This window comes from Limimaricola litoreus (genome assembly GCF_024159025.1).
GTDB classification, from domain to species: domain Bacteria; phylum Pseudomonadota; class Alphaproteobacteria; order Rhodobacterales; family Rhodobacteraceae; genus Limimaricola; species Limimaricola litoreus.
Genome location: NZ_JAMYXC010000110.1, coordinates 1 through 10,542, shown reverse-complemented (window position 1 = coordinate 10,542; position 10,542 = coordinate 1). Strand labels below are relative to the sequence as shown.

Here is a 10,542-nt window from a genome sequence, read left to right as displayed (position 1 = left end):
GGGCGCAGGCCGCCCAGCGCCGCGCAGGGCGTGCCGAGCCAGCCGACGATCCCCGAGGACGACAGCACGGGCCGCAACTCGGCGATGAGGGCGCGCATCTGCACCAGCGGCAGCCCCGCCTCGTCGAACTGGCAGGCCGGGTAACGCCCCCCATGCTCGACCACGCGCCCGGCCGTGCTCCAGGCCTGCGCGATCTCCCCGCCGAGCGGCACCCAGCGCCGCAGCCGGGCCGCCACCTCGGCGGCATCCCGCATCGGCAGGCTCTCCGGCGCATCGTGAACCCGAATATCCATCTGCAATCCTCCCGCGCGATCAGATAGGCGGCGAACGCGCGAAGGAAAGCATTGAAACCTGTACGAAATCGCTCATAGCGGGCATTGGGTCGCGCGACCCCTGCGCCGCTGGCCCCTTGGCATAGGCCCGCCCCGGCATGTGCAAGGACCAGGCCGGGCCGGGCGCTCAGCTGGCGATGTCGCGCATCGCGGCGAGAAAGCGGATCACCTCGGCCTCGGTGTTGTAATGGCACAGGGAGACGCGCACGCAGCTCTCCATCCCGAGCGGGGTCAGGATGTTGCCCGAGTAGTGGTCCGCCTTGCGGATATGAGTGCGGATCCCGGCGGCGTTGAGCGCGGCGACGATATCGCCCGCCGCGTAACCGGCCAGCGCGAAGGAGACGAGCCCCTCGCGGCGGGGGTTGTCGACGCCGCCGATGACGGTGATGCCCTCGAAGCTCGCCAGCCCCGGCAGGTTGCCCGCGCCGTGCAGCATCGCCCGCGTGAGCGCGGCCTCCTGCGCATGGATCGCCTCGCCCGCGGCCAAGATCCGCGCGCGGCGGTCGTCGTGGTCGCCGATCTGCCGGCCGAGCCAGTCGAAATAGGCGACGACATCCGAGAACGCCGCATAGGCGCCCGCGTCGCGCGTGCCAAGCTCCCACGGCGCGCCGGGCGCGCCCATCAGCCCGTCATGCGGCAGCGCCGCCAGCCGGTCCGATAGCCAGGCGATGCCGTAGCCATGGCGCGAAAACACCTTGTAGGGCGAGATCACGTAGCCATCGACGCCCAGCGCGGCGAGGTCGAGCCTTCCATGCGCCGCGTGCTGGATGCCGTCGACGATGATGTAGCACTCGGGCGCGGTTTGCCGGATCTTCGCCGCGATCGCGGCCACATCGACGCCCATGCCGGTGACGGGAGAGGTGTGCAGGATCGTGGCGACGCGGGTGTCGGGCGTGATCTCGGGCGCATAGCTGTCCGCATCGACCGAACCGGTGGCATCGTCATGCGTCACCAGCACGTGGCGCTTGTTGCCGATCGGGGCGTAGCGGTCGGCGGCCGAGCGGGTCGCGGGATGCTCCAGCGTCGAGCCGAGCACACGGCCTTCCGGCGTGCCGAGGCATGCCGCGCCGATCAGGCGAAAGAGCAGCTCCGTGCCGCTTTCGCCGGCGATGAACTGCCCCCCCGGCGCGTTGAAGAACACTGCCATGTCCTCCTTGGCCCGCGCGATCAGCTCGACCGCCGCTTGGCCCGCCGGGTTGTCGCGGCCCGGGTTGTCGGGGATGGCGGCAAAGCGGGCCGAGGTTTCGACCACCGATTTCAGCGTCAGCGCCCCGCCCGCATTCTCGAAGAAGATCCGCTCGCCCTGGAACGGGCAGTCGGAGACATGGGCAAAACGGTTGCGGATTTCCTCGATCAATTGCGGCTGCGCGTCGAACATCGGCTTTCATCCTTTCGGCCGGGGGCCCCGGCGGCTGTGGTCGGCGCGATAGTGTACAAGATCGCGCGAGGGTCAATCGCCCGAAGCCGGGGGCCGGTCAGGCGCAGGGATGCCGCGACAGGTCAACGCCCGGCTCGTCCTTGACCGTGCGCAACACGATCTCCGAGCGCACCTGCGCCACCTGGTCGTGCGGCAAGAGGTGTTCGTGGATGAAGCGGGCAAAGGCCTCGAGATCGGGGGTGCGCAGATCGAGGATGTAATCCGCGTCGCCCGAGACCGAAAAGGCCGAGCGCACCTCGAACCGCCGCTCCACGAAGCGCGCGAAGCTGCGGTCGTTGTCGCCGCCGTGACGCCGCAGGTTGACCCGCACGATGGCACGCAGACCGAAGCCCAGCTTCTCCCCATCGAGCCGCGCGGCATACCCCGCGATCAGCCCGGCGTTTTCCAGCGCCGCCCGCCTGCGCGAGCATTGCGAGGCTGACAGATGCACCCGCTGCGACAACGCCGCATTGGTCAGCGCCCCGTCCGCCTGCAGCGCCCGCAGGATGGCGATGTCGAATTCGTCCAGCGTCATGTAGCCTCTCCTTCGTGCCCGCTTGCTGCACGATACCCTTGGTGGCTGCGCGGGTTGAACGGAGAATGCGAGCTTGATGCACGAAACATGCAATCCAAGTTCGGCTTGAGGTGCAAGATGCACACCCCATGCGCGGCCGCTGCGGCACAATGGCGGCAACCGCAGCCATGAGGAGGTCGCCCGATGGGTCCCTTTCCGCACAATGCCCCCAAGGCCACGATCAGCGAGACGAACCCCGCCGGCACCGACGGCTTCGCCTTCGTCGAATTCGCCCATCGCGATCCGGCCGTGCTCGACAAGCTGTTTCGCCAGATGGGTTTCGTGCCCATCGCCAAGCACAAGTCGAAGGACATCACCCTCTACCGGCAGGGCGACATCAACTACCTGCTGAACGCCGACCCGGAGGGCCACGCCGCGCAGTTCGTCGAGGATCACGGCCCCTGCGCCCCGGCGATGGGCTGGCGCGTCGTCGATGCGCAGCACGCGCTGAAGCGGGCGGTCGAATTGGGGGCCGAGGAATACACCGGCGACGGCAAGGCGATCGACGCCCCGGCGGTCTACGGCATCGGCGGCTCGCTGCTTTATTTCATCGACACCTACGGCGAGAAGGGCAGCGCCTTCGAGGCCGATTACGACTGGCTCGGCGAGGCCGACCCCTGCCCCGAGGGCTTCGGTTTTTACTACCTCGACCACCTGACCCATAACGTCGTGCGCGGCAACATGGACACCTGGTACCGCTTTTACGCCGACACCTTCAATTTCCGCGAAATCCGCTTCTTCGACATCAAGGGCAAGCAGACCGGCCTGACCAGCCGGGCGCTGACCTCGCCCGACGGCAAGATCCGCATCCCGATCAACGAGAGCGCCGACGACAACAGCCAGATCGAGGAATACCTGCGCGAATACAAGGGCGAGGGCATCCAGCACATCGCCATCGCCTGCGACGACATCTATGGCGGCACCGACAGGATCGCGGAAGCGGGGATGGAGTTCATGCCCGGGCCGCCCGCCACCTATTACGAGATGAGCCATGCGCGGGTGAAGGGCCACGAGGAGCCGATCGACCGGATGCAAAAGCGCGGCATCCTGATCGACGGCGAAGGCGTGGTCGGCGGCGGCGAGACGCGGGTGCTACTGCAGATCTTCTCCAAGACCGTGATCGGCCCGATCTTCTTCGAGTTCATCCAGCGCAAGGGCGACGACGGCTTTGGCGAGGGCAATTTCCGCGCGCTGTTCGAATCCATCGAGGAAGACCAGATCCGGCGCGGTGTGCTGAAACCCGAAGCCGCCGAATGAAATGGTCCGACCTCAGGGCCGCCCCCGCCCCGGGGACGGTCATCCTGCAGGACGCGCCCGCGGAACCGGCCCTGAGCCTGACGGTCACCAGCGAGGCCGGGGATTTCCCCCTGCTGCTGGTGCGCACGGCGCAGGGCGTCAGGGGCTATGTGAACATGTGCCCGCACCAGTTCCTGCCGCTCGACCATCGCGGCGGGCAGCTTTTGTCGAAGGATGGCGCAAAGCTGATGTGCTCGGCCCATGGCGCGATGTTCGACGCCGCGACTGGCAAGGGCGTGGCAGGCGAAGGGCTCGGCTGCGCGCTGCTGCACGTGCCGCTGGAGACGCATGAGGGGGAGATCAGGATCGCATGCGCGATGTCTGACGGGTGATGCGAAAGAGGCGGGGCCGAGACCCCCGCCTGTCGCGATTTCCGGACGAGGGCTGCGCCTCAGTTCGCGATCACCTTGATGATCACCTCGTCGAGCGCATCCATGCAGGCTGCGTCGTCACCGCCTTCGGCCATCTCGCGCGCCTGCTGAAGCTCAGTGCGCGCTTCGATCACCCGCTCGCCCGCGTCGCCCGACTCGTCGGCTTCCTCGACGGCGGCGGCCTCCTCGGCCTCGTCCTGCACCGGGATCACCGGCTCGCCGTCATAAGCATCGGGTGCGCTGCCGGTTTCGTCATCTTCCTCGGCGGTGCCGCTGTCCTCCATCGCCTGCGCCTCGCGCGCCCCGGCGACGGCCTGTCCGCTCGAGGAGGCGGAGATCGCCTGCTTGGCGGCGAGATCGAGCAGGCGCTCGAAATCGTCGATCCGGCCCGTGCAATCATGCGCGAGGGCGGGGCCGGCGAGGAAGGTGGCCAGCACGCCCCCCGCCACTGTGGTCTTGAGCTTCATCACGATGGATCTCCCTTCAGCTGCGCAGCTGGTCGGCGATGGGCAGCCGGCGAATGCGTTTCTTGGTGGCGGCGAAGACGGCGTTGGTGATCGCGGGCACGACGGGCGGCAGGCCCGGCTCTCCGACACCGCCGAGCGGGCGGTCGTAGGCCGCGTCGGAGCCCACGAAATGCACGTCGATCCGCTTCGGGGCCTGCTCCATCCGCGGGATGAGGTAGGTGTCGAAGTTGTCCTGCACCGCGCGGCCCTCGGCGAAGGTCACCTCGGTCATCAGCGCCTGGCCGACGCCCATGATCACCGCGCCCTCCATCTGGCTGCGGATGCGGTCGGGGTTCACATGCGCGCCGCAGTCGATCGCGATCGAAACGCGCGGCACCGTGACCTCGCCATCGACCACCTCGACCTCGGCCGCCACGGCGACATAGGAGACGAAGCTGTAATGCCCGGCGATGCCGAGGCCACGCCCCTCCTCCATCTCGCGGCCCCACTCGATCCCGTCCGCCGCCGCCTCGACCACCGCCGCCATGCGGCCGGTGTCGATCGGGTAGACATCCGGATTCTCGCCGTAGTTCCACACGTCGCCCTGGTTGGTCGGGTCGATCTCGCGCGCGGGTCCGATCAGCTCAAGGAGATACTCCTTCTGGTCGCGGCCCGCCGCCTCCGCCAGCTCGGCGGCAAAGGACTGGATCGCGAAGGCATGCGGGATGTTGGACACCGAGCGGTACCAGCCGATCCGCACATGGGCGGGGGCCTGCGGGTTCTCCGCGCGGATGTTCTCGATCGCCAGAGGCATGTTGAGAAGCCCCATGCCAAGCTCGAGGGGCAGCTTCTGCATCGGGTCGGGCGCGAAGATCGAGCCGATGGTCGGCGCCGCCGTGCGGTGCCGCCATGCGATCGTCTTACCGCTCTCGTCGAGCCCCGCCGACATCTTCTCGACCGAGACGGTGTGGTAGTAGCTGTGGTGGATGTCGTCCTCGCGGGTCCAGGTCAGCTTGACGGGCGTGCCGTCCATGGCCTGGCTGAGAATGCCCGCCTCGAGCACGAAATCAGGCTTGGACTTGCGGCCGAAACCGCCGCCCAGCAGCGTGACGTTGACCTTGACCGCGCTCTCTTCGAGCCCGAGCCGTTCGGCCAGGCGCAGCTTCGTCACCTGCGGCGCCTGCACGCAGGCCCAGGCCTCGGCCTGGCCGTCCTTGATCTCGACCACCGCGGCGGGGGCTTCCATCGGTGCCTGCGCGAGATGCGGGATGTAGTACTCCGCCTCGACGGTCTGCGCGGCGCCCGCGGCTGCCTCGTCGTAATTGCCCTCGTCGCGGATCACCTTGCCATCGCTTGAGTTCGCCGCCTGCGACAGCGTCTCGTGGTAGGCCTCGCTGTCGTAATCGGCGTTGGGACCATCGTCCCATTCGATCTGCAGCGCGTCGCGCCCCTTCATGGCGAGGAAGGTGTTGCGCGCGATCACCGCGACGCCGCCCAGCGGGGCGAACTCGGTCGGAAACTCCGAAGGCTCGATCCGCACGACCTTTTCGACGCCCTCGATGGCCAGCGCCGCGCTGTCGTCGAGCGACTTGACCGTGCCGCCATAGACGGGGGGCCGGGCGACGACGGCATAGAGCATGCCATCGCGGCGCACGTCGATGCCGTAAGTCGTGGTGCCGGTGGTGATGTCCATGTTGTCGACGAGACCGATCGAGTTCTTGCCGATATAGCGGAACTCAGACGGGTCCTTGAGCTTGAGGCTGTCGCGCGCGGGCACCTCGAGATCCATTGCGGCAGCGGCCAGCTCGCCGTAGCCCAGCGACTTGCCCGAGCCCGCATGGCTCACCTTGTGGCCCTCTGCCTTGACCTCGGAGACATCGACGCCCCATTGATCGGCGGCGGCCTGCTCCAGCATGGTGCGCGCGGCCGCACCGGCGCGACGCAGCGGCATGAAGTGATGCCGCAGGCTGCGCGAGCCGTCGGTGTCCTGATTGCCGTATTTCTCCTCGTCGCCCGGGGCCTGGGTGACGCGGACGTTCTCCCATTCGGCCCCCAGCTCGTCGGCGACGACCATGCCGATCGAGGTGCGCACGCCCTGACCCATCTCCTGCCGGTGGCAGGTCACGGTGACGATGCCGTCCTCGGCAATGGCGATGAAGATCTTGGGATCATCGCGCCAGCCGTTGGGCATGGCGTCACGACCGAAGTCCGGCTCTTCTTCCTGTGCGCGGCCCGGACGGGGGAGGCCCACGGCGAGCACGAAGGCGCCCGCACCCATGCCGCCCAGGATGCCGCGGCGGCTGACGTTGATGATCGAGCTGTTGCGCATCACTGGGTCTCCGCTTCGGTGGGGGTGCCGGACTTGGCTGCCGAGGCCTGCTTCACCGCCGCGCGGATCCGCGGGTAGGTGCCGCAGCGGCACAGGTTCGCGCTCATCACCGCGTCGATGTCCTCGTCGGTGACAGTGTCGTACTGGTCCACCAGGGCTGCGGCCTGCATGATCTGGCCCGCCTGGCAGTAGCCGCATTGCGCGACGTTGAGATCGCGCCAGGCTTCCTGCACCGGGTGATCGCCCTTCTCGGACAGCCCTTCGATGGTGGTGACCTCGGCGCCTTCGAGCACGCCCACCGGCGTCACGCAGGCAAAGGAGGGCGCGCCGTCGATATGCACGGTGCAAGCCCCGCAGGCGGCGATGCCGCAGCCGTATTTCGTTCCGGTGAGACCCATCTCGTCGCGCAGGACCCACAGCAGCGGCGTGTCCTGATCGCCGTCGAACTGTCGTTCCTCGCCGTTGATGACTAGCTTGACCATCCCGGTGTTCTCCTCTTTCGTCGATCCCGGTCCGGCGCGCCGCCGACCGCTTTTCGCATGCCGCGACATGGGGCAAAGGTGACAAGGATCCAGTCAAGATCCGCGATTCTTCGCTTTCGAGAGAAGGTGACGTCGAGACAGAGGGGAACCGCAACGCCATGATGTGGATTAACAAAGGCGGTGATGCGCCATTGGCGGTGCCGCGGATCTGGAATTTCAGCCGAAAGGACCCGCCCATGAAACTCTTTACCGCCCTCGCCACCACCACCCTGCTCGCCGCCCCCGCCTTCGCCCAGGAAGTGGAAGGCGACGTCGCCAACGGTGAATCCGAATTCGCGCGGCAATGCGTGAGCTGCCACATCATCGCCGACGAGAGCGGCGAAGTGCTCGCCGGGCGCAATGGCCGGATCGGCCCGAACCTGCACGGCGTGATCGGGCGCGCCCCCGGTGCGGTCGAGGATTTCCGCTACAGCGATGCGATCGTCGCCTATGGCGAGCTCGCCCCCGAGGAAGACCTGACCGGCACCGCGCCCACGGGCGAAGAGTTCGAGACCGTGGTCTGGGGTCCCGAGAACACCATGGCCTACCTGCAGGATCCGACCGCCTTCCTGCGCGAGGCGCTCGATGACAACCGCGCCCGCTCCAAGATGGCCTACAAGGTGCGCGACGAGCAGGTCGCGGCTGACCTCTACGCCTATCTCGCGACCTTCAGCCCGGATTTCGAGATGGGCGACGACATGGCCGAAGGCGGCATGGAGACGGAGATGGAAGGCGAGGCCGCGATGGGCGACATGGACGAGATGGATCACTCCAAGGACGACATGATGGACGACACCGACACCGAAACCGATACGGCGAACTGAGCCCGGTGGGTCAGCACCCCTCTTCGGTCGAGATGACGCAAAGCGCCGTGACGGCGGAGGTGCTGCCTTCCGCCGTCACGGCCTTTGCGCTGACCGCCTCCGAGGTCGAACCGGCGCTTGCCGCCTTGGCCGAGCGCGGCGGGGTGCTGGCGATGCTGGTCGGGATCGATGGCGCCTTCTACCGCCCGCTCGGGGCCGTCATGGCCTTTCCCGAGAGCGGCGCGCCGGTGGGCAGCCTGTCCTCGGGCTGCATCGAGGGCGACCTCGCGCTGCACGCCGCCGAGGCCCTGACCGAAGGCAGGCCCCGGCAGCTGCGCTACGGGCGCGGATCGCCCTATCTCGACATCCGCCTGCCCTGCGGCAGCGGGCTCGACGTGGTGCTCGCCCCCGTCACCCCCGGCGCGCATTTCGATACACCTCTCGCCGATCTGCGCGCCCGCCGCCCGGCCCGGCTCTGCCTGCCGGATCTGCCCGAGCTGGAGATCCGCCCCGACCCGCGCATGGCTGTGATCGGCACCGGCCCCGAAGCCGCGACCTTCGCGAAGCTGGCGCAGGCGGCGGGCTATCCGACCCTGCGATGCGACAGGCTCGCGCCCGGGGATGCCGACGCCGCGACCGCCGTGGTGCTGTTCTTTCACGAGCACGAGCGCGAGACGGAGATCCTCGACGCGGCGCTGCGCTCCCCCGCCTTCTGGATCGGCGCCCAGGGCAGCCGCACGGCACAGGCGCGCCGGCTCGAGGTGCTGCGCGCCGCCGGGTGGGACGAAGCCGCGCTCGCCCGGGTGCGCGGACCGATCGGCCTCATCAAGGGCAGCCGCGATCCGCGCGTGCTCGCCGTCTCGGTGCTGGCCGAGATCGTTGCCGCCACGCAGTAAACCTGTCTGAAACGAACCCAAGGGTGAGAGCTGACGCGATGGGTGCGGAAGCCCTTGTCTCGTAGCAGCCGAGGGCCACCTCAGGCACAGGCCGACCTACAGGAGATCCACATGACAGACCGCGTTCTCTTCATCACCGGCGCGTCCTCGGGCATCGGCGCCGCCACCGCCCGCACCGCGGTGGCCGCAGGCTGGCACGTCGGGCTGATGGCCCGCAGTGCCGACAAGCTCGACGCTCTTGTCGCCGAGTTGGGCGACCGGGCCTTGGCCCTGCCGGGCGACGCCACCGATCTCGCGGCGCAGGAACGCGCCGTGGCCCGGCTCGTCGAGGCCAAGGGCGGGCTCGATGCGGCCTTTGCCAATGCCGGCACCGGCCTCGACACACCCGGCACCGTTGAGGGCGACCCCGAAGAATGGCGCCGCATGATCGATCTCAACATCATGGCGCTGCTTTATACTGCACGCGTGGCCCTGCCCGAGCTGAAGAAGCGTCGCGGCCAGCTGGTGCTGACCGGCTCGGCGGCGGGCAAGCGGCACATCGCGGGCTCGATCTACGGCGCAACGAAATGGTTCGTGCATGGCTACGCGGGCAATATGAGCGAGGAAATGCGCGAATGGGGCGGGCGCTGCACGGTGATCGCGCCGGGCATGGTCGACACGCCCTTCTTCTTGGAGCCCAAGCCCGACAAGATCCAGCCCGAGGACATCGCCCGGGCGGTGGTCTTCGCGCTCGACCAGTCCGAGACCTCGGACCTGCGCGAGATGTTCATCATGCCGACAGGCTGACCCGGAAACGCGGCGTTGCGCGTGCCGCCAAGGCGTCCCGGTCGGAGCGGATCAGCCCAATTCGCCTTTCGGCGGCGCTTTGAGCACGCGAAATTCCGACCCGTATCCCACGATACAGCTGATGCCTGTCGGATCGGTGAGCAGGACAGTGTAGCTGCCATTGTCGGGATTGGACCAGATCTCGAGCAACCTTTGCCGTGTCTCGACGGTGGTCTCCAACCCGGCGGCGGTCGGCGCTTCCAGGTAGCGGTCCTTCAGACGCTCCACGATATGGTCGCGCGGCGCACAGCCCATCGCGGCGGCAGGCGGTGCCGTCGCCGCCATTCCGGACAAAAGCGCCGCGGTCACGAGACGTTTGAACATCGTAACCTCCTTCTCCGCAGGAACGGAAAAAGCTCGGAGGAGATGCCGCGGAGATCAACGCCCCCACTTCATATATGGGTTGCAGGTCCGATGCGCCCAGTGCACGGGCGATCAACAGATGCGGAAGCGCCTTTGCGCGGGAGGCGGGGCCCGTACGGGCGCGGGCAGCCCCCGTCGGCACCTCTACGGGCATTTCCGCTGAAGATAAGGGCACGAACGCTGGTTCGGCCATTGCGCCTGGGCTCCGCCCGTCGAGACCTGAACCGCTCCACTGGAGCGTTTCCAAGACGGTCTCAGCCCTTCAGGTTATGAGCCTGACGAGCGCGGTGGCGATGTAGGGGTACTGGTTGCGGGAGCAGGATTTGAACCTGCGACCTTCAGGTTATGAGCCTGACGAGCTACCGGGCT

Annotated in this window: 12 protein-coding genes; 5 read left to right on the top strand and 7 right to left on the bottom strand. The window is 67.9% G+C overall.

Annotated features, from left to right (window positions below; genetic code table 11):
* From NHG85_RS07215 to NHG85_RS07205, 3 genes are all read right to left on the bottom strand, one after another.
* The coding region (locus NHG85_RS07215; protein WP_253331122.1) for a hypothetical protein at nt 1-293 on the bottom strand (293 nt) is incomplete at its 3' end.
* Nucleotides 294-459: 166 nt separating this feature from the next.
* On the bottom strand, nt 460-1,710 hold the full coding sequence (locus NHG85_RS07210; RefSeq protein ID WP_253331121.1) for an aminotransferase class V-fold PLP-dependent enzyme: 1,251 nt from the start codon (nt 1,708-1,710) through the stop codon (nt 460-462).
* Nucleotides 1,711-1,807: 97 nt separating this feature from the next.
* Nucleotides 1,808-2,284, bottom strand: a complete 477-nt coding sequence (locus NHG85_RS07205; RefSeq protein ID WP_253331120.1) for an Lrp/AsnC family transcriptional regulator — start codon at nt 2,282-2,284, stop codon at nt 1,808-1,810.
* 183 nt (nt 2,285-2,467) lie between these two features.
* Here NHG85_RS07205 and hppD point away from each other — a divergent pair, with 183 nt between their 5' ends.
* Both hppD and NHG85_RS07195 read left to right on the top strand, forming a co-directional pair.
* Nucleotides 2,468-3,580, top strand: coding sequence for a 4-hydroxyphenylpyruvate dioxygenase (gene hppD, locus NHG85_RS07200; protein WP_253331119.1), 1,113 nt, complete (start codon nt 2,468-2,470; stop codon nt 3,578-3,580).
* The gene (locus tag NHG85_RS07195; protein ID WP_253331118.1) at nt 3,577-3,951 is read left to right on the top strand and encodes a Rieske (2Fe-2S) protein; all 375 of its coding nucleotides are present in this window, start codon (nt 3,577-3,579) and stop codon (nt 3,949-3,951) included. Before hppD ends, NHG85_RS07195 begins: the two co-directional genes overlap by 4 nt.
* Before the next feature lie 59 nt (nt 3,952-4,010).
* On the opposite strand, the gene NHG85_RS07190 is transcribed toward NHG85_RS07195, so the two are convergent.
* From NHG85_RS07190 to NHG85_RS07180, 3 genes are read right to left on the bottom strand one after another with little or no spacing between them, the layout of a single operon-like run.
* Nucleotides 4,011-4,457, bottom strand: coding sequence for a hypothetical protein (locus NHG85_RS07190; RefSeq protein ID WP_253331117.1), 447 nt, complete (start codon nt 4,455-4,457; stop codon nt 4,011-4,013).
* Nucleotides 4,458-4,473: 16 nt separating this feature from the next.
* Nucleotides 4,474-6,765, bottom strand: coding sequence for a xanthine dehydrogenase family protein molybdopterin-binding subunit (locus tag NHG85_RS07185; RefSeq protein WP_253331116.1), 2,292 nt, complete (start codon nt 6,763-6,765; stop codon nt 4,474-4,476).
* Nucleotides 6,765-7,247, bottom strand: a complete 483-nt coding sequence (locus NHG85_RS07180; protein ID WP_253331115.1) for a (2Fe-2S)-binding protein — start codon at nt 7,245-7,247, stop codon at nt 6,765-6,767. Before NHG85_RS07180 ends, NHG85_RS07185 begins: the two co-directional genes overlap by 1 nt.
* Before the next feature lie 236 nt (nt 7,248-7,483).
* Between NHG85_RS07180 and NHG85_RS07175 the strand changes: the two genes are divergently transcribed.
* The 3 genes from NHG85_RS07175 to NHG85_RS07165 all read left to right on the top strand — a co-directional run bounded on the left by NHG85_RS07175 (nt 7,484) and on the right by NHG85_RS07165 (nt 9,771).
* Complete coding sequence (locus NHG85_RS07175) at nt 7,484-8,110, top strand: c-type cytochrome (protein ID WP_370362991.1); 627 nt, start codon at nt 7,484-7,486, stop codon at nt 8,108-8,110.
* Nucleotides 8,111-8,115: 5 nt separating this feature from the next.
* Nucleotides 8,116-8,985, top strand: a complete 870-nt coding sequence (locus tag NHG85_RS07170; RefSeq protein ID WP_253331113.1) for an XdhC family protein — start codon at nt 8,116-8,118, stop codon at nt 8,983-8,985.
* Between the two features lie 111 nt (nt 8,986-9,096).
* The gene (locus NHG85_RS07165; RefSeq protein ID WP_253331112.1) at nt 9,097-9,771 is read left to right on the top strand and encodes an SDR family oxidoreductase; all 675 of its coding nucleotides are present in this window, start codon (nt 9,097-9,099) and stop codon (nt 9,769-9,771) included.
* A gap of 51 nt (nt 9,772-9,822) precedes the next feature.
* On the opposite strand, the gene NHG85_RS07160 is transcribed toward NHG85_RS07165, so the two are convergent.
* Complete coding sequence (locus tag NHG85_RS07160) at nt 9,823-10,134, bottom strand: hypothetical protein (RefSeq protein ID WP_253331111.1); 312 nt, start codon at nt 10,132-10,134, stop codon at nt 9,823-9,825.
* Between the last annotated feature and the right edge of the window lie 408 nt (nt 10,135-10,542).